A 19726-nucleotide genomic window follows, 5' to 3' on the forward strand; every position below is an offset into this window, starting at 1 on the left:
AATAGTGCGTGGTGCCTCATGGAGCGGGGACGGAATGTTTTCTGATACAAGTTGAAAATGGATAAAGTGTAAGTAATTTAAAAAAAGGTAGCTTGATGAAGATAATGACAATGACGTTAGCGGTGTTCTCTTTTCTGGTTCTGTCATCGGAAAGGGTGCTGGCCATCGAGGAATCCTCCTTTTGTGAGTCTCATGTTCCCGGAAGTTACATCCTTCCGTCGGATGGGGATTCCTGGACCTGGGGGATGGCGCCGATCTACGACGAAGCCGGGAAACTGCACATCTTTAATTCCGTCATTCCCAACAAAGGCAGCTGGATAAAAGACAGCAAGATCGTTCATTGGACGGCGGATTCCGTCGAAGGGCCGTATACATTAGAGGGCGATTTGCTTTCAAGTGACGAGGCGTCCTATCACAACCCGCAGATTTCCAAAGTGGACGATACCTATGTCCTCGTTTACCTCTACAACAAACATAACGACGAAAACGGCTCGATGCAGGAGGTCGGCATTGCCACAGCAAAGTCGTTGGATGGCCCCTGGCAAGAGAGTCCGCACAATCCGATTATTCCGGCCTCCGGAGAAATGGGCGGCGCGACGATTAACCATGCATCGAACCCGACCTTTGTTGCGGCTCCCGACGGGAAATTCCGGGTCTATTACAAATCGATGACGACAAAGCATAAGTTCAGGGAAATCTCGTTGGCGATGAGTGATCAGATTGAAGGCCCGTATGAAAATCATACGGGGAACCCAGTGCTTAGTTATGCCGACAAGCAACTCGATATCGAAGATCCCTATGCCTTCTACTACAAGGATAGGTACTGGATGATTGTTGAAGATCGTCGGGGAGTGAAGGATATGCTGGAAGGGAACCCGCTGCCCGCGAACCATAAAAACTCGGGCGGCTTACGTCCCGGACTTATCTATACATCCAAGGATGGGCTCGATTGGGGACTTCCAGAAGTCGGCTATTTGACCAACGAGATGTATTTCGGTGAAAAACTGGCACGCAGTGAAAGGCCCCACATTTTATGGAAGGACGGACGGCCTGAATATCTCTTCCTAGCCTGTCATGACAAGGATCCAACGGCCGGCTATTATGTGAAAATTGACCAATGGAATGAGGAAGAATAAAAATAGACGCTATGTTGCCTATTGTGGTGCTTGCTGTTCTTTTGATCGCCAAATAAAAGAGCAGGCCTTACCAAACAATCATTAGGCTGCTCAGGAACGACGACGTATTTTCCACCATATACGAACCAACGCCAAGGAACAAACAATGAAGTTATCGATTGGATTGAGCGTGGGGATCCTCCTGACGCTCGTCTGTTCTCACGTCGCGGAAGCCCAAACCATCAAGGGCAGTCGCCCGAATATCGTGCTGGTTATGACCGACGATCAAGGGATGGGCGATCTGTCGTGTATGGGAAACGAGGTCGTCAGGACTCCGCACATCGATCGGTTCTATGAGCAGTCAACTCGTTTCACCGATTTTCAAGTCAGCCCTACCTGCGCACCAACCCGCGCTGCGTTGATGAGCGGCCGCGCTCCGTTTAAGAACGGTGTCACGCATACGATTCTGCAGCGAGAGCGGATGGCGTTGAGTACGTTCACGATGCCGCAGGCATTGCAGAACGCCGGTTACAAGACCGGGATTTTCGGCAAGTGGCACCTTGGTGACGAGGACGAATACCTGCCTGGTAGCCGTGGTTTTGACGAAGTGCTGATCCATGGCTCCGGCGGGATCGGACAGGTTTCACTTGGTGATTTCCCGCCCAACAAAGAAAACGTCTACTTCGACAACGTGCTGCTGCACAACGACACCATTGTAAAGACCCAAGGCTTTTGCACGGATCTGTTCTTTCAATCGGGTTTGGCTTGGATCAAGGACCAGCATGAATCGGGCAAGCCCTACTTCGCCTACATCGCACTCAACGCGCCGCATGCACCACTGGTCGCACCAGAGAAATACACGAAGCGATTTTTGGATCTAGGCTGGGACAAAGGAACGGCGGGCCGCTACGGCATGATCGAAAATATCGACGACAACTTTGGTCGCTTGATGGAAAAGTTGAACCAGTGGGACGCGCTCGACAACACACTTGTCATTTTCATGACGGACAACGGGGCAACGCACATGAGCGGAACGTTGAACGGCGAAAGGGTCAGGCACTTCAACGCCAATTTAAAGGGCGGTAAGAACTCGCCCAATGAAGGCGGATCCCACGTCCCGGCGTTCTGGTACTGGAAAGGGGTGCTGGGCGAAGGTGTTGATATCGACGCACTGACGGCGCATATCGATCTGTATCCGACCTTTTGTGATTTGGCTGGCGTCGCGCTTCCTGACAACGCCCAAGCGTTTGATGGTCGATCACTGCTGCCGCTGCTAAAAAATCCCGAAGCGGTTTGGCCAGATCGGGAACTGTTCTTTCATTGTGGACGTTGGCCAAAGGGAAAACGAGACGACTTCAAGTTTCAGAAGTGCGCGGTCAGGACCGATCGCTGGCGTTTCGTCAACAACAAACAGCTCTACGACATTTCTGCGGATCCGGGTGAGACGACCGATGTTGCCGAGGCCAATCCCGAAGTGGTCGCCACCCTACGAGAAGCATACGACCGCTGGTGGGCGTCATCGCTCCCGCTAATGGTCAACGAAGACTTGCCCAGGGTATCGCCAAACGATCAACCATTGGCGATCCGCTACCGAAAGCAGCTTGAGGAAAATGGACTCCCTGCATGGACTCCCGACGAACTGTAAGGCTACGTCGCTGAGACGGGAATGCTGCGTCGCTGAGACGGGAATGCCCCCCCGCGAAATTCCTGAAGCCATTGAGATGAGAAGACCCGCATGGTTTGGGCCATCGACAAGCGAAAAACGTAAGAGTGGAGCGTAAAAACCGATGAAAAGCAGCTTGGATTGCCTACCTTGCTTTGTGTCGCAAGGGCTCAATGTCGCACGCATGGCGACTTCGGATCCGCGCGTTCAGGAAGAGATCGTACGTGAAATTCTGCGTCGCGCCAGCCAAGCGGATCTGACCCAGTCACCGCCGCTGTTTGGCGGGAATTTGCGCCGATGGGTACGTGAACTCACCGGACAAGACGATCCGTATCTCGACGTCAAGCAGGAATCCAACCGGCTCGCATTGGCGCTGTTGCCCGACTGGCAAGAACGGCTGCGGAGAGCAGCAAACCCACAACTGACTGCCGTGAAAATGGCCATTGCCGGCAATGTCATTGACTATGGCGTGAACGGTAATCTAACCGCGGAAACCATTCCTGCCGAACTGGAAAGGTCCGTTGCCGGTCCGTTCCATGGCGATGTGGCCGAATTCTTCGCTGCGGTGGAACGCGCGACCGAGATTCTGTTTCTAGCAGACAACGCGGGGGAACTGGTCTTTGACCGACTGCTCCTCGAATGCTTGCCGCGAGAAAAAATCACCGTCGTGGTCAAAGGCGGCCCTGCCATCAATGACGCGCTGCGCGCAGATGCTACGGAGGCTGGCCTCGACGGCTGGGTAGCAGTCACCGACACCGGTTGTGATGATGCCGGCATTGAACTGACTGCGTGTAGCCCCGAGTTTCAAGAGCGGTTTTCTCGTGCCGATCTGATCATCGCCAAAGGCCAAGCGAATTTTGAGTCGCTAGACGGCAGCAAGCAAAACATTTTTTTTCTGTTTAAAGTCAAATGCGCCGTCGTGGGTCAGCATATCGGCCAACCGGTCGGAACCTTGGTCTTGCACCACAATCACCCCGAGGCGTCTGCTGGCGATTCAATTTAAGCTGCGCTGACTCCGCCAACTTCATCCACTCTATGCATCACGGTTCTATGCATCACGGTTCTATGCATCCCGGTTCTATGCATCACGGTCAAATCCGCGATTTCGGCAAAGTGACCCGCCGTGCGGATTGTGATGAAATTCAGGATGGCCGCATGGCGACAACTCTCACCAAAAATCCCAAACGTCCTGGCAAACAGCCAGGTTGACAGGTAACGCCCCTATGCGCACAATGGGTAATGTTTGACCTTGGAGCAGCCGACATGCCGCGACCGAAGCAATGCCGACGAGTCGGCCTTTCACCCGATTGCACTTACTTCAAGCCAGCCGGTGTCCCGACCAGGGATTTGGAAGAGATCGTTCTTGAGATCGACGAACTCGAAGCGATGCGGCTAGCGGATATCGAAGAGCTGTACCAAGTCCAAGCGGCGAAACAGATGGGCGTCTCGCGACGAACGTTCGGTCGAATGATTGACTCGGCACGAAAGAAGGTCACGCAAGCGTTGATTAACGGGATGGCTCTGCGAATTGAAGGCGGTGCGATCGAAATCGTCCCAGAGCGAACGTTCGTCTGTGGCGATTGTCGAAATGTTTGGAAACTGCCATTTGGAACCGGAAGCCCCGATACATGTCCAGAGTGTCAAAGCCGGAGCTTTCAACGTGACGACACATTATGAATAACGATCTAGCGCATTGCCACCGCTTGATATTAGGCTTGGCAAAAGAGTGTCTGGAACATCTTGCCCCAGTAAACTGCGGCTGGAAGCCACAGCACCCCAGTAACTGCGGCTGGAAGCCACAGCACCCCAGTAACTGCGACTGGAAGCCACAGCACCCCAGTAACTGCGGCTGGAAGCCACAGTCACGGAAGATTCTTACCCTCATTCTTTGTTGTGACAAAGCACGAGCACTGCGTCAAAATAATAATCGGGTTGGTCGTAGTGGACGAGGCTACGAGTCCCTGACTGCACAGCGGTCCAAAAGGACTCGTTGCCTCGTCCACCACCCTAAAACGAGACCTTGACACACCACTAGCACCATACCTTTATTAAGGAGTCTCTTTATGAAGATTGCAGTAGCCTCAAACGATGGGGTTTCAATTTCACAGCACTTCGGCCGCTCGAAGTGCTTCATCGTTTTTGATGTCCAAAACAAAAACGTTGAAAACGAAACGGTGCGGTCCAACACACATACTGCGCATGCGAAAGGCGAATGCGACGGTCACCACAATCATGAACACAATCATGAACATAGCCACGCGGATATCGCGGCGGCGCTATCGGATTGCACAGCCGTCCTTTGCTACGGCATGGGCTGGCGTGCAGCAGAGGCACTTCGCGATTCCGGCACCGAGCCGTTCGTCATTGATGGCCAAATCACACCACGGGAAGCGGTCGAGCAGTACGTCACAGGGCATTTGAAACCGGCCAGTGATTTTTGTCGCTGCCACTAAACCTTCATAAAGTCACTTTCGTCGAGATGGTTCCTGCGGTGATTAACGGGCCATTGCCCCTTGATTGCGACCAATTGAGAATTTCAATCGAACCTGATCAACTGTATCGTTCAAGCATACCAGGCTTGTCGACACATTGAAAAACGCAGGCAACGGGTAGGCGGTCAGACAGAACGCAGCGGCGGCACCGAATTCTCACAGCCATTTCATCACGACTTCCTTGCCGCAAACGAAATACATAGTGGCTGGCAACATTGGCCTGCAAACAGATGCGATGGGATTGTCTATTCGCGATACTCGAATTATCCTATCGCACAGCCTTTCGTCAATTAGGATATCAGCATCCTAAAGGCACTCGAAGATTTCGCGACTCCGTAAATATTTGAGAATAGATGAAGGAAAAAAGAAACAGAAGTACGCCCACAAAGATGAACATTCCTTAAGCCGAAACGGGCGGATCGTGATAGTCCTCACTCCGTTTCCCGAATTCCAAGGTTAGGAGATCATGGCTAGACGAAGCGGTTTGCGTCTTTGGTAGCTCTTCCTCCTCCTCCTCGACGACAGGAGCACGCGACATCAAAAAGACGACAGCTAAACTGGTGAAAACCAGCACACTAACGACGATGCAAAGAAAAAAGGCCATCATTTTCTTTCACGGATTGTATCGCTCGATTTGCAAATTTCTCATCGGAATAAGCAGAAAACGGAACGCCGAACGGAGATAACGGTGTGTACATTAAACGCTCGTGTTTTGTCACAACGAAGAATGAGGGTAAGAATCTTCCGTGGCTGTGGCTTCCAGCCGCAGTTTACTGGGGTGCTGTGGCTTCCAGCCGCAGTTTACTGGGGCAAGGTGCCCCAGCCACTCTTTTACCAAGCCTAAAAATCAAGCTGTGACAAAGCATTAGCGTTCAATCATAATCTTAGCGATCAATTTACAACGAAGCACACACTATTTAGTCTACATCGGAATCAACGTAAGCCCAATGTAAGCTTGATTATTGTTTTCACTGAATTCCTAAAGAAAATCATAATTTCACGAAGCATATTGACGCGGGCCAAACTTGCCTCACCAGTAAAAACTAGTTGACCACCACCCCGTCAGCGGGTATACTAATTTCCAGATCGAACAGGGGTGGAAGCATCGCATCGTTGTGGAGCGGGACCGATTTGCTGATGTTGCGAATAACCCTTTCCACCACAAAGCCTAACCGGAATATATCTCGTGGCTTAACATTATCTGACTGAACAACATCATGAAAAAGCGGCGTAGAAAAAGTCGGCAACCGCGTAAATCCGCACCTGATCGCTCGTCAAAGCCCCAGTCGAGGGCATCCGCCGAGCAGTCGTTTCCGACGAGTCTCGGCCGAACCTCAAAGAGCGAAAACGATTTAGCGGAAACGCTTACGTACCCCGATCGCTCCGAATGGACCTCGCGTTACTTGCCCGCGTTGGGTCTGCTGCTATTGTTCATGCTTTACGCCTACTGGCCGACCTTGGTGTGGATGGAGGATTCGTGGCGGAATGAGCCGGACTACTCTCATGGATACTTGGTCTTGCCGCTAGCGTTGTTTTTGCTTTGGCATCGGCGTGAGACGATGCCGGGAATACGTCGTTCGGGGAGTTTCATGGGCATTGTACTGATTTTGGTTGCAATCGCGATGCGCATGGTTAGCCGCTTGGTCTATGCGGATTTCTTGGACGGCTGGTCCATTTTGGTGCTCGTTGCGGGTGCGACTTGGTTTTTATTTGGATGGCGTTTCCTTCGCTGGGCCGCGCCAGCGATCGCTTTTTTGATCTTCATGGTTCCGCTTCCTTTTCAGGCCGAGAGCATGCTGAGTTGGAAACTGCAGGGAGTCGCCACCGAGTGCAGCACGGTGATGCTGCGGGTACTCGGCCAGCCAGCGGTTTCCGAGGCCCATGTCGTCTGGGTCAATGACGAACGATTATTGATTGAAGAAGCTTGCTCGGGGCTGCGAATCTTCGTCGGCGTTGCCGCTTTGGCGTTCTTTTGGGCTTCGATGGCGAGTCGCAATTGGATGGATCGGATCATCATTTTGCTCGCCACGTTGCCGCTAGCCGTTTTTGTCAATGCACTACGGATTACGTTTATTGGGTTGTTTTACTCCGTCGCCGAGGACGCAGCGATCAGGCATCGGATTCACGACATCTCTGGGTACGTGATGATCCCGGTCGCGTTTGTGTTACTGTGGCTCTTGAAGACATATTGGGAGCATCTCTATCGGCCAGTCGAGCGGATGACGGCCAAGGACTTCTTGCCCACCAAGTCACCCCGAACGGATGACCCAACGGTCAATACCGCCGCTACTTAAATTAATCCTCCAGCATAATCCTCTCCAACCCAACACTGGTTTGAGAGCAAAAACGGAGCCGCCATCGATGGATGGCCTCCCGAATTTGTTTGGTATTAGCGAATCACATAATTGGTATTTATAGAATGAACGACACGCAACAGCTAACCAAAACGAGTCCTCACGCTCGTGAAGAAACGACAAAAGCGGTTCCGTCTCGAACGGTTTCGACGCCACCGAAGGATGCAGCGGCAGCATTTGATCCGTGGATTCTTTGGGTCACGTTTCGGCGTTGTTGGTTTTGGGCGTTGCCGCTTGGAATTCTGCTAGGTGGTTTCTCGGTGTACTATGTCAATCGGACGTTCGTGCCGACTTACCGCGCCAGTCATCTACTGGAAGCCAATGAAGATTTTGTTGTATTCAAAGGCGTAATGCCGACAATTAACGATCTGGCAAGGACCGAGAAGCCTCTCTTTTTCAATCCGATTATTCTTGATCCTGTGTTATCGGACCCCGAATTTCGAATTGCCCCGAGTTTGTCGGATCCGGGGAAAGCCGAAGCGGCGATGCGAAAAAACTTGACCGTGGCGAGCGCTGGGACAGCAGCCCGCTTGATCGTTAGCTATGAAGACACCGACCCGGAAGCGGCTGCGTTGATCTGTAACGCCATTGTCGAATCCTACCTCCGACAGCGAGATTCGTTTGATAATAGCCGGGTCAATAATCTAGAACGCTGGCTTGAACCGGAGATCCAACGTTGGAAGCAAGAGGTGACCGAGCGTCAGCGTTTGGTCCAATCGCTCAGCAAGCAGACACTCGGTTACGCACCGGGCGAGAACGCGGCTTCGTTGGAAAGTGATTCCAACCTTTCTTTGATGGCTCGATTACGAGACGAGATCGCGGATTTGAACGTCCAATTGGCGGTCATGGACGCCCAATTGGCGATGCATGATAAGGAGGGATCAGACTTTGAGCCCGAAGCAGAAATCCTCGCCGAGACTGCCCTCTCGGCGGCGCGTAAGCCTTCCGAAGCGAATATCATGGCTTTGGTCAACGCCGACCCCGAAGTTCTTGAAGCCAAAAGTCGGATTGCTCGATACAAGAAGATCAGCCTCGACATGGAACAAAACGATCTCGTTCGAATTCGCCGCGAATATTACAACGAGAACCTCGCCAGGATATCGGAGTGGGAAGAGGTACTCAAGAAAGCCCAGGAGGTTGCCCGAGAAGCCGCAACGGCAAAACTTGAGCAACTTGCCGCCGATGAACTGAAGTTTGCTCAGAGTGAACAGATACGTCAAAAAGAAATTGGCGTCCGGCTGAAAAAAGTATCTGAGAAAAAAAACCGCCAACAGCTACAATCGAGACTATCGGTCCTACAAAATCAATACGAAGCAGAACGGATGCGGTTGGAACAGTTCGGCGGGGCAACCGCTGAATTGCAATTCGCGCAGGAGGAACTATCGGTTGCCAATGACGTGCTCCGAAAACTTCGTGATCGCGTTGCGGCGATCCGAACCGAGCGTCGCCAGGATGGTGCCGTCCGCTCGATCGCGAAAGCCACCCCCCCGCGAACGCCAGTGGAGCCGATACCTCTGAAAAAGATGGCCGTCTTTGGGCTCGGGGCCATGATGATTCCTTTTCTATTCGGGCTGCTCTGGGAAGTTCGTGTCCACCGGGTTACGCATAGCACGGCGGTCGGGCATCTTGACGTGATGGGTGAGGTCGCCAAACTCCCCACAGGCAATAAAAATTCGAAAGCTCGGCGAGTTTTCGAGGAAAGCGTCGACTCGTTGCGAGCCAATCTGTTGCTTTCGACCGATTGGAAGCACGTTCGCAGCATCGCCGTGGTCAGTAGCGTATCGGGGGAAGGAAAAAGCAGCGTGGCTTCACAATTGGCATTGTCGATTGCCAATGCGACTGCGGAAACGGTCTTATTGGTCGATGCCGATCTGCGATGCCCTGACCAACATCGCTTATTCGGACTTGAAATGGGGCCTGGATTGTGCTCGGTGCTCGACGGAACGACATCGTTGTCGGATGCCGTCGACACCAGCCTCGGAGAGCGTTTCCATTTGTTGCCAGCCGGACTGCTGAAGACGAGTCCGCACCGAACCATTGGCCCTGAGGCATTCAATCGTTTTATGAACGAAGCTTGCAAGCGTTATCGCTACGTCGTCATCGATACCGCTCCAGTCCTTTCGGCTGCGGAAACGCTAACGGTCGGGGCCGCTGCGGATGCAACTCTGCTGTGCGTGATGCGGGATGTCAGTCGCCAAGACGCAACGCAGTTGACCGCTCGACGATTACAAGCCGCCGGTGCCACCGTCACAGGAACCGTTTTTAGCGGTGTTGCGACTCAGGAATATTCAAGTCGTTACGGAGATTACAACTACTTCATGAATGCAGGAGTGCGAAGCTAGGTCGAAGAGGCAGCGAATTCTTATAGGCAACCTTGTAGGCAACAACGCCAAGAGGATCGACAGCCGTCGACAAAATGCCGAAAGTCTTGGCGACTACCGCTACGACACTGGTTCATCGCCACTCTAGCCACGCTTATTATTATGAACAGCGACACCGATTCATCACAACGTGCCGAAACAGCCGAGGCAAACACAGCCTACCCAACGGGCGAGAGCCCGCAGGGCGCTGGACGGTTGAGCTATCAAGCCAAAATCGAAACCCGCCAATATGAGTGGCGAGTGAATCGACCGTTGCTGTGGACGAGCATTGTCCTATCAGCCATCCTGGTTTTCAGTGCCGGTTGGTCATACTGGTATCATTCGCGTCAAGCGGCCCAGGTCTACAAGACACGAGCCGAGGCAGCATCCGATGCTGGAAATTTCGAAGGCTATTCGAAATGGGTGCAGCGTTATCTGCTAATGCAGCCGAACGATAAAGAGGCGGTTTACGAACTGGCGATCGCTGCCGACGATGCTGTAGACGATGCAGCCCACCCTGGAGGGTCCGAGCATTACAAAGCTACCGACCTCGCGCGAAAACATCTTAGCTCGGCGATTGGTCAACTTCGAGAATACGATGTTGCGAAGGTGCATGATCTGCGTCGGCGGTTGATTGAGCGACTACTCGACCTTGGCGGTACGTGGTATCGCGAAGCAGAACGCCAAATCATCATTCTCGATGCCGATCCCGAAGATGTCTTGATGAATCAAGCCATGGCCAGAGCGTTGGTCGGACAATGGGACCCAACTGCCATTGGCGCGAAGACAACTGAGCCATCGCGGTCCGATGAAAGTCATTGGAATTGGCTTGCCAAGCAAAAGCCTGGCGAAGTGCTCCTGCATGTGCTTCCCATGAACCAAGAGAACATTGACCTTATTGCGTTGCTCGTAGAACTTGCCGGTAAATCGACCGACGCCTTCGATCTGGTGGGTGATACGAACGATCATAAAAAACGATCACTCGCAAAGCGAATGCAGCCATACATCGAGATCCTTTCGAACAACATCGATAGCCGTTCAAGGTTGATTCAGTATAAATTCGAACTGGAATGTGGCGATTCGCAAAACGCCGACGAACTGCTTGCATCCAGTGCCGACGAGACGTCCGCACGCTTGGCCCGCTACACGGCTGGGTCGGGCGATTCGTCCGCCGAAGACGCTTTTTGGGACTTCTCGTTACTGCTAGAAGCTGCGCGATGGGCAACCGAAGCGAATCCTCCATTGGCTCGCTCTTATTATGATCAATTGCTCGCGTCCGATGTCGAATTGGTTCCACGTTCGACAATGGAAACGCTCTACTTACTAGCCGGCGCGCAAGCCGAAGCGTCTGGAAACCCAGACCGAGGTTTACAGATTTGGAAGCTAGGGCTGGAATCCGTCAATCCAAATAGCCTTGATCTTCTCGGTGCAGTTGCCCATCAATATAGTCGCCGCGCAAACACCCGTTTGGTAAACACGACCGATTCGGTCTCGTTGTCGGACGACCAAGCCATAAAAGATGCCAGTGAATCACTGAAGCAATTTCGAGAGGCGATTGAACAGTACTCTCAGAAGCTAATCAGTGCTCCCGAGACGGAACTGAATCGCGAGGCGAGAAGCCAACTCGGACGGAAAATCGAGATCGCTCGTTGGCGACAATGGGTTCTACGCGCATCGCTCGATCGAATCCAAGGCAACATGCTCGCAGCGACCGATGGTCTGCGGCGAGTCGTCGCAAGCTCAGTCAACGTGCCCAACGATGAAAAACTGCTCGCCACAGTCCAATTGGCGTCCTTGTACCAATCACAAGCAGTTTGGGACCAGGCCGCGTTGGCGTTGGAGCAAGCCACGCAGTTAGATCCGCAAAACGCCTCGCTGCGGGTACAGGCGGCCCAGGCCTGGGGGCGTGCCGGAGATAGAGAACGCCAAGCGATGCATTGGTCAATGGTTGCAAATTCCGACCAGATGGAGCTCCAGCTCGCAGCGATTGAAGCGGAGTTGGACCAACAGCAACGATTGCCTAAATCACAAAGGGATTTCAGCGGTATCCGCGCGAAGTTTAGACGGATTAGCGAACAACATGGCGCACCGACCCCTTCTCAGGATGAACCGAAAAACGTGGAAACGTTTCGGCGTTTGCAACTTGTGGAATTGATGCTGCCGCCCTCGGGAACCGATATTGACGAGCACTTGCGTTCGCCCTCGTTTGCCGACGCCTTGCTTCAGCTCGCCGAGCAGTACCCCGAGGACGCGAGTATCCAAGCGGTTGCGGCACAGAGGCTGGCTGCGGCTGCGAGAAGCGATGCGGCAAGTGAAGCTGCCGACCGACTCGATGCGATTTTAGGAAGTGACGATTACCGGGCAGTCAGTGTGCGAGCAAGAATGATGGGCGCCGCTGGAAAGCTCATTGAAGCAGCGCAGTTTTTGTTGGCGGCTATCGATACCAATGCCACCGACGCGGAGTCTGCCGATGCACAATTCAGCGAACTGGAACTTCGTAGACTCGCCGCAGCGTTTGCCATCGCCGCAAAAGAGACCGAGTTAGCTTATCAAGCTCTCGCGGACACCCCCGACGACCAGAAATCGATTGCAACGCTATTCTCGCTCGCACAACTTTCATTGCAATTGCCCAATGACTCAAAGTTCCTCCATCGGGCGGAACCAGCAAGCGGCCCTAAACCGATTGCGATGAATCAGCCTCAAGCGAATCCGTTGTACCAAGGTTGGTTCGAAAAGTTGAAGGCAGCGGAGGGAGCGGAGGGAACCTATTGGCGATTCTTGGCAGCCGTTGAGCGGATCGATCAACTACGGAACGATCGCCAGGAAATCGAGAGGGATGACCCACGGATTGCTGAAGCACGCCAATGGACTCAAGAGATTTTGGCGGTTCGTCCTCGCTGGGGTGAAGCGATTTCCTTGGAAGGATGGCTGTTGGCAATCGAAGGCAAATCGTCACAGGCGGTGTCGATTCTGCAACAAGGGATTGCCGCAGGAGACGAGCGAATGGCGACCCGGCTGCGGCTTTGGGAGCAACTCGTTCTGCTAGGCCGCGAATCGGAAGTCGAAGAAGACATTCAGCGAGTTGCTGCAGCAAGCGGCCAATCGATCGGAGAATTCGCGTCGACGCGGGTCGAGTTGGCACAGCGGCAAGGAGAGTTCCAACGTAGTTTGGAAGTGGCTCGAGAAAATGTCCTTGATCAACCCAACAACTACCTCAGCCATCTGATCCTGGCTCGAGCTGCCGCGGCAGCCGCCGCAGTGATGTCGTCAACCGACGCTTCCCCATCGGAGGCTGATCGACGCAGTCAACTGCTTGCCGAAGCTCGCAATGCGGTTCAATCGGCGAGTCAGTTTGAAGATGCAAAGCCGGAGTCGATCGCCTCCACCGAGCTCTCCATCGCTTTGGCAACGAACGACGAAACGCTGATTCGAAAGCAAATCAAAACCATTCAGGATGGCAATCTACCGAAGCTCTCTAAGTTGTTGCTTGCCAGTGATGGCTTGATCGCAATCGCAGATTTTGAACTGGCCTTGCCGCTGCTCGAACAGGCTGAAAAGCTCGACCCGTCAGCCCAGACCCAGCTCAAACTGGCCCGGCATTACAAGCGAATGCAGCGCAGCAGCGATGAAATATCGGTACTGAGGCGTGCACAACGTAGTGACCCAAACAACGCGAGGTTGCGAAACCAATTGGCACACGCCCTTGCCACTCGAGATGGAAAGCATCTCGATTGGCAAGAACTGGGGCAACTACTGGAGTTATCCGATAACGTTACCAGTCTCAATCGTTTCTATTACGCAATACTGTTAAGCACGCATGGCGAAGCGGCACAACAAAACCATGCGATAGAGATTCTACAAGAACTCGTTGCCGAACGCAGTTCAAGAAGCAATGATGCTGCTCGTGTCCTAGCCGCTGTATGGCGCCGCCAACTCGAAGCCCTTCCCCTTTCATCACAAAATGAGACGAAGGAAGCAAAGCAGTTGGACAGTGAGATTCGATCCGTTTATGAATCCCTCGTTCGAATCGTTCCCGTGCAGGTAGTCGATCTGTATCGCTATGCCGACTACTTGCTGTCTCGCGGTAAGGTCGATGACTTGCCGAGTGTTCGGAAATTAATTGATCAACAAAGGGGACTGGACCCCGGTTCGACTGCAGCTTTGGATATCGAAATACGCTACATCGACCAACTCGGTGACCCTGAGAAGGTACCGATGATTGTGCAAAACTGGGTCGAAGACGCCGCAGGTGACGAGCAGAATTCCGCTCAGTATTACTCCATTGCAGGGACTTCGCTACTGAAAAGAGGATTTGTCAATCAAGGGCTCGGGTGGTTCGAAAAGGCGTATGAACAAGATCCGTCCTTGCTATCAACCTATGTCTCTGCCCTTTCACAGTCCGACCAAAAGGCAAAAGCTCAGCAACTTTGCATCGACCACTTTAACGAGTATCAGGATACCCGATCGGTGACGTTAATGATTGAAGTGATTCTGGGCAAACGGGTTCCCGAGGTCGGCCCTGCAGCGGAAACGATCATTGAGCAGGCGCTTGTGAAGTACAACCGCGATGCTGGGTTACTTGAAGCGGTAGCCACGCTGCGAATGCAAACCAAGCAGTTCGAAGAGGCGATCGAACTGTATCAACTGGCGCGGCAAATCGATCCGTTTCAAGTTCGCACGCTCAACAATTTGGCCATGGCATTCTCCGAAATCCCCGGGCGTGAAGCAGAAGGAATCAAGGTCGTCGAACAAGCCATTAAACTGGCCGGTGAGATCCCTGAACTACTCGATACCAAAGGCGTCGTCTTAATGAAGGCGGGGCGACTCGAGGATGCCGAGCAAACTTTCCGAGAGGCTTTCCGAGACTCAAACGAACCGCGATACCAATTTCATCTAGTCCTCGCCTTGCTAGCGCAAGGGAACGATGCAGAGGCGCATCAAGAGTGGAAAAAGGTGAACTTGAAGAATTTGGACCCCATGGCGCTGACGGCAATGGAGAAAGTCAAACTGGAGGAGCTGAAGGAAACTCTGGAAACATAAAATCAAGGCGGGTTCGCCGCAACGTGGCCTAGGCTTCCAGCCTGGGACCTGAGCAATCAAGGCTGGCAATCAAGGCCACGGTCAAGTCATCGCATGAAAACTCAAACGCATGAAAACTCAAGCGGAGCGATAACTGATAGAGGGCAGCTTCGTCGTAATCTCCTAGTTCCGTGATTAATCGCTCAACATTTTAGAATAGACCCAGCAAATGAAATCAGCAAAAACAGAATCGAAATCATCGGTCTTCAAAACCTATCGGATGATCCCTTTTGTGGTCGTCATCACCTTTGTCTTGCTGTCCGGCGTTGCCCATGGTGTCCTTGATGGACGTTGGTCGGAACCGAAAGACCTTATTCAACAAGGGGACAGACTCAATCAATTGCCAGACCATTGCGGGGATTGGACATTGCTACACCGCGACGAACTAGACGACGGCGCAAAAAAACTACTACGTTGTTATGGTTCAAGCCTTGCCGTCTACCAGCATGATCGGACGAAATCGACCGTCACCGTTGCGGTGCTGTTCGGGCCGCGAGGTCCGATCGCGGTGCACACGCCAGAGATTTGTTACAGCTCGGTTGGAACAAAACAAGTTGGTGAAACGAAGAAACAGATTATTCAAACACCAAGTGGCCAGCAAGAATTTTTTTCGGTTCAATTTGCGATCGCACCGTCAACGGAACCAAGCTTGGACGTTTGGTACGCATGGAGCGAAGGTGATGCTTGGATTGCCGCCGAATACCCCCGTTTATGGATGGCTCATTCACTTTACAAGATTCAGGTTGCAGGTAGCGTTGAAGTAAGCGAAAACGATTGTAACAATTTTCTCACTTCCTTCTTGCCTGAAATCGACGCCCTGTTAGAGTAGGGATGCCAAACGACCCAATAGGGTTAGCGGGACGATTCGTCTGACAACCTTTCTTATCTGAACTTACTGTTTACTGATTCCAACAAGAGATTTTCACATGACTTCCTTGCCAAGTATTATCCTGGATTCGGAAAGCGTCGGTGGGTCGGATGCGTTTTTGGAATTACCGGCCAGTCGCCAACCGTTCTTCGCGCGGAAGTATGCGCTGGAACGAATTGTCGGTGCGATAGCCCTCGTGCTCTTTTCTCCACTGATCTTGATCTTGTGGGCTGTCGTCAAATTGACCTCTCCTGGGCCTGGTTTTTACAAGCAATCCCGCATGGGGTTAAATGGGCAGACGTTTGAAATGGTCAAGCTTCGCTCGATGGTTTTTGATGCCGAGAAGCCCGGCAAAGCGGTATGGTGCGTTCGCGGCGACAGTCGGATCACGCCACTTGGACGTTGGCTTCGCAAGCTTCATCTCGATGAATTGCCGCAGCTATTCAATGTTGCACGAGGTGAAATGTCGTTGGTTGGGCCGCGTCCTGAGCGGCCGTCGATCTGTGATACATTGGCTGACGAAATTGATAATTACTATCGACGACTCACGGTGAAGCCAGGGGTGACAGGTTTGGCGCAAATCAATTTGCCGCCGGATGAAACGATCGAAGATGTGAAGCGGAAACAGGTTTTGGATCTGCTTTATATTTGTGAAACGAATACTTGGATGGAGTTGCGGATCTTAGCTGCAACCGGGTTGAGGATGGTTGGCATCAAAGGTGAGACGGTGATGAGATGGATGCGGCTATGCCGCCGAGATGTCTTGGTCGATCATGGTTTGATTTCCGCCTCACCGCTACCGCGTTGGCGTCCACGCCCGTTTGCTAAACGGCGGAGGAGGCGTGCGGATTTGGTTGCCGTTTCAACAGTGGGATCCGATGCCAGCGAAAGCGAGTCGTATATTGACGATTCGACTCCGGTTCGGCGTGCCCCCGGTCGACGACCGCGCTGATGCATACGCCCCCCGAAGGTCGTCGATGATCTCTCCATCGATCTATCACCTTGGGTATGAAACAAACTCCAATCGCACAGTCGCTTCTGAGAAAGTGACGTGATAGCCGGCAATGCAATCAGCGATAAGCGTCTGAATGATATTATTTACTAGCTTTACAACTTCTGTTAACGAACCTTCCATACCATGGATCTAATCCCCAACGCGATGACAGTCGATGTCGAAGACTACTTCCACGTTAGCGCGTTTGCCGACCGAGTTACTCGGCACGATTGGGATCGCTATGAAAGTCGCGTGCAGGGAAACACCGATCGATTGTTGTCGTTGTTCGATGAGGTCCAGGTTCGCGGTACGTTCTTCGTATTAGGCTGGGTTGCCGAGCGTTTTCCGCGATTGGTTCAGCGGATCGTTAAAGCCGGGCATGAGATTGCCTCGCATGGCTATTGGCACCAGCTCGTTTATGACCTGACACCCGAGCAGTTTGTGAAGGACATTCAAGCAAGCCGAGATGCGATCGCTAGCGCCTGTGGCGTTGAGGTCAACGCGTACCGTGCCCCGAGCTTTTCGATTACCGACAAATCGTTCTGGGCACTCGATTTACTGCGTGAGCATGGCTTCACGACCGACTCAAGTATTTTTCCGATTAGCGGTCATGATCGCTACGGCGTAAAGGATGCGAACAAAGAGATTCATCAACGGGAGACCGCGCACGGTGAGATTAGCGAATTCCCTCCGTCGGCATGGTCGCGTGGGCGATTTCATGTACCCATAGGAGGTGGCTATTTTCGCCTGTTTCCGTTGCCGGTAACGAGTAAGGCGATCCGTGTGGTCCGTCGTGAGGGGCGTCCCGCGATGTTTTATACGCATCCATGGGAAATCGATTCCGAGCAACCGAGAATGCAAAATTTGACCAAGCGAACGAGATTCCGTCACTACGTCAACCTGAAACACACCGCCGACCGGCTTCGACGACTCTGTCAGTCGCATCGTTTTGATCGAATGTCAACCGTCATGGATGCGGTACGGCAGAGTGCCGTTTGTTAACCGTAGCAGCGTCTCTCTGAGACGATGAGATTTCCGAGTCTCAGAGAGCCTCTCACATAAGCCTCGCACACAAGAAAAATGCCCGCAAGAAAACATCAAACGGGTCGATAACGGGCGTTCGATCGGCATTCCGTATGTCGCTAAACTGACACGCTACAAGCCGATTGCACTTTTCCCGACTGATGCGTAGGGTGACGAAGTATCATCCTCTATTCAATAATTTTATTAGACAGAACCTTCCGCATGCGGATATTTCGATTAGGGTGTCACCCAAGTGGACGAAGTCCGCGCTGACCGAAGCATTGGCTCTCTCGCATGCACCCTATCGGCTCGCAGAGCCGATTAACACTTATCGCCAAAACAACATCAAACGCAGCGACAACGCACGTACCCCTGAATCCCCCACTTCATCCCCTTTGTCACTTCCTCGTCTTCTCTTCCTAACGCATCGCTTCGTTTACCCGCCTAACCGCGGCGACCGAATCCGTTCGTACAACCTGCTGCGGGTCTTGAGCGAAAATCACCGGGTCACGTTAGCTTGTACAAATGATGAAGAGGTCAGTAAAAACGATCACGAGCATGTCCAAGAATTCTGTGAATCCGTCATCATTGCTCCGCTAAATCGCATCATCCGACTTGCGGGTGCAGCAGCCGCGGTCGCCCGTGGGCGCAGCCTAACCGAAGGCATGTTTCATTCCCGGTCATTATCAAAATCGATCGCGCAGCAACAACGATCCAACCCGTTCGACGCGGTATTAGTATTTTGCTCTAGCATGTTTCCCTACGTCGACACGCCGTTATTCAGTGACACGCGGATGATCGTCGATTTGGTCGACGTCGACAGCGCCAAGTGGTCCCAAATGGGACAAGAATCGACTTGGAGCAAACGTCCAATTTATCGCTTCGAAGCAAACCGAGTCCGCAAATTGGAACAAAGAATTGCAGACCGAGCGGACGCCGTCGCATTGGTCAGCGAAAAAGAAGCCGATCTATTCCGCAATTCTATCCGCACCGACACCCCCATCATCGGCATCAGTAACGGAGTCGACACCGACTTTTTTTTCCCGCTCGCGCGGCAAGCGGGAAATAAAAGAAGTCTGAAAGGTGAACAGAGAAGCCTAAAGTATGAAGCACCCCCCAACTCCCAACACCTAGCTCCCCACTCCCAACTCCCAACTCTCTCTCTGATTTTCACCGGCGTCCTCGATTACAAACCAAACGTCGAAGGCATCGATTGGTTCTGCCGCCAAATCCTCCCTACCTTAAACGCATCTCCCCGTCTTTCCCATTCCCCCACTCCCTCACTCCTTCCCCCCCCACTCCCCATCTCTCTCACCATCGTAGGTCGGCGTCCGAACGCAAAAGTGAGAGATTTGGCTAAGTTGCCTGGCGTGAACCTCGTCGGAGAGGTCCCCGACGTTCGTCCCTATTTGCACGGAGCCGACATCGCGATTTCGCCATTGAAACTAGCGAGAGGCATTCAAAACAAAGTCCTTGAAGCGATGGCAAGCGGATTGCCTGTCATCGCGACCACTCAATCAGCCGAGGGCATTGATGCGCAGCCAGGAGAAGAGCTCATCATTGCTGACACTCCTGAGCAATGGGTTCACGCGATTAGAGAACTCGGGCACCTCCGATCTCAGCGAAAAGTGATCGGTCGACAAGCTCGCGATTACGTTGTTAGCCAATTTTCTTGGCAGGCCCGGCTCCGGCACTTTGACACATTGCTCGAGCAACCCATCTGCCGTTCGTTATCGTCCTAAATACCGATTGTTTCCAACATTGTTTGATTCCAATCA

At 52.7% G+C, this 19726-nt stretch carries 13 protein-coding genes; 12 read left to right on the top strand and 1 reads right to left on the bottom strand.

Translation table 11 applies throughout. The features are described 5' to 3' along the window. The first annotated feature begins 95 nt into the window (after window positions 1-95). The 5 genes from Q31b_RS08820 (at window position 96) to Q31b_RS08840 (ending at window position 5231) form a co-directional block, all read left to right on the top strand. Window positions 96-1136, top strand: coding sequence for a glycoside hydrolase family protein (locus Q31b_RS08820; protein ID WP_146599284.1), 1041 nt, complete (start codon window positions 96-98; stop codon window positions 1134-1136). A gap of 145 nt (window positions 1137-1281) precedes the next feature. Further along, a complete protein-coding gene (locus Q31b_RS08825) occupies window positions 1282-2760 on the top strand; it encodes an arylsulfatase (RefSeq protein ID WP_146599285.1) in 1479 nt (492 codons plus the stop codon). Between the two features lie 142 nt (window positions 2761-2902). After that, window positions 2903-3781 (top strand): damage-control phosphatase ARMT1 family protein, encoded by an 879-nt coding sequence (locus tag Q31b_RS08830; RefSeq protein WP_146599286.1) that lies wholly within the window; start codon window positions 2903-2905, stop codon window positions 3779-3781. A gap of 236 nt (window positions 3782-4017) precedes the next feature. Beyond that, window positions 4018-4455, top strand: coding sequence for a DUF134 domain-containing protein (locus tag Q31b_RS08835; protein ID WP_231617409.1), 438 nt, complete (start codon window positions 4018-4020; stop codon window positions 4453-4455). A gap of 386 nt (window positions 4456-4841) precedes the next feature. Then, a complete protein-coding gene (locus Q31b_RS08840) occupies window positions 4842-5231 on the top strand; it encodes a NifB/NifX family molybdenum-iron cluster-binding protein (protein WP_146599288.1) in 390 nt (129 codons plus the stop codon). Between the two features lie 439 nt (window positions 5232-5670). Here Q31b_RS08840 and Q31b_RS08845 read toward each other — a convergent pair whose 3' ends face one another. Beyond that, on the bottom strand, window positions 5671-5877 hold the full coding sequence (locus Q31b_RS08845; RefSeq protein ID WP_146599289.1) for a hypothetical protein: 207 nt from the start codon (window positions 5875-5877) through the stop codon (window positions 5671-5673). Between the two features lie 610 nt (window positions 5878-6487). Between Q31b_RS08845 and Q31b_RS08850 the strand changes: the two genes are divergently transcribed. From Q31b_RS08850 to Q31b_RS08880, 7 genes are all read left to right on the top strand, one after another. Further along, entirely contained in the window at window positions 6488-7564 is a 1077-nt protein-coding gene (locus Q31b_RS08850; RefSeq protein WP_146599290.1) for an exosortase/archaeosortase family protein, read from the top strand. Between the two features lie 125 nt (window positions 7565-7689). After that, complete coding sequence (locus Q31b_RS08855) at window positions 7690-9966, top strand: polysaccharide biosynthesis tyrosine autokinase (protein ID WP_231617410.1); 2277 nt, start codon at window positions 7690-7692, stop codon at window positions 9964-9966. 141 nt (window positions 9967-10107) lie between these two features. Next, entirely contained in the window at window positions 10108-15024 is a 4917-nt protein-coding gene (locus Q31b_RS08860; RefSeq protein WP_146599291.1) for a hypothetical protein, read from the top strand. Window positions 15025-15232: 208 nt separating this feature from the next. After that, complete coding sequence (locus tag Q31b_RS08865; protein ID WP_146599292.1) at window positions 15233-15892, top strand: exosortase-associated EpsI family protein; 660 nt, start codon at window positions 15233-15235, stop codon at window positions 15890-15892. A 97-nt stretch (window positions 15893-15989) separates the two neighbouring features. Further along, window positions 15990-16883 (top strand): sugar transferase, encoded by an 894-nt coding sequence (locus Q31b_RS08870; protein ID WP_146599293.1) that lies wholly within the window; start codon window positions 15990-15992, stop codon window positions 16881-16883. Between the two features lie 186 nt (window positions 16884-17069). Beyond that, window positions 17070-17927, top strand: coding sequence for an XrtA system polysaccharide deacetylase (locus tag Q31b_RS08875; RefSeq protein WP_146599294.1), 858 nt, complete (start codon window positions 17070-17072; stop codon window positions 17925-17927). Window positions 17928-18190: 263 nt separating this feature from the next. Continuing rightward, complete coding sequence (locus Q31b_RS08880; protein WP_197171205.1) at window positions 18191-19690, top strand: glycosyltransferase; 1500 nt, start codon at window positions 18191-18193, stop codon at window positions 19688-19690. Window positions 19691-19726 lie beyond the last annotated feature (36 nt).

Origin of the sequence: Novipirellula aureliae (assembly GCF_007860185.1) — a bacterium.
Taxonomy (GTDB): domain Bacteria; phylum Planctomycetota; class Planctomycetia; order Pirellulales; family Pirellulaceae; genus Novipirellula_A; species Novipirellula_A aureliae.

Excerpts from the sequence above, each read along its gene's own strand:
- Q31b_RS08820 (WP_146599284.1), top strand. The coding sequence starts at position 96 with ATGAAGATAATGACAATGACGTTAGCGGTGTTCTCTTTTCTGGTTCTG.
- Q31b_RS08825 (WP_146599285.1), top strand. The coding sequence starts at position 1,282 with ATGAAGTTATCGATTGGATTGAGCGTGGGGATCCTCCTGACGCTCGTC.
- Q31b_RS08830 (WP_146599286.1), top strand. The coding sequence starts at position 2,903 with ATGAAAAGCAGCTTGGATTGCCTACCTTGCTTTGTGTCGCAAGGGCTC.
- Q31b_RS08835 (WP_231617409.1), top strand. The coding sequence starts at position 4,018 with ATGTTTGACCTTGGAGCAGCCGACATGCCGCGACCGAAGCAATGCCGA.
- Q31b_RS08840 (WP_146599288.1), top strand. The coding sequence starts at position 4,842 with ATGAAGATTGCAGTAGCCTCAAACGATGGGGTTTCAATTTCACAGCAC.
- Q31b_RS08845 (WP_146599289.1), bottom strand. The coding sequence starts at position 5,877 with ATGATGGCCTTTTTTCTTTGCATCGTCGTTAGTGTGCTGGTTTTCACC.
- Q31b_RS08850 (WP_146599290.1), top strand. The coding sequence starts at position 6,488 with ATGAAAAAGCGGCGTAGAAAAAGTCGGCAACCGCGTAAATCCGCACCT.
- Q31b_RS08855 (WP_231617410.1), top strand. The coding sequence starts at position 7,690 with ATGAACGACACGCAACAGCTAACCAAAACGAGTCCTCACGCTCGTGAA.
- Q31b_RS08860 (WP_146599291.1), top strand. The coding sequence starts at position 10,108 with ATGAACAGCGACACCGATTCATCACAACGTGCCGAAACAGCCGAGGCA.
- Q31b_RS08865 (WP_146599292.1), top strand. The coding sequence starts at position 15,233 with ATGAAATCAGCAAAAACAGAATCGAAATCATCGGTCTTCAAAACCTAT.
- Q31b_RS08870 (WP_146599293.1), top strand. The coding sequence starts at position 15,990 with ATGACTTCCTTGCCAAGTATTATCCTGGATTCGGAAAGCGTCGGTGGG.
- Q31b_RS08875 (WP_146599294.1), top strand. The coding sequence starts at position 17,070 with ATGGATCTAATCCCCAACGCGATGACAGTCGATGTCGAAGACTACTTC.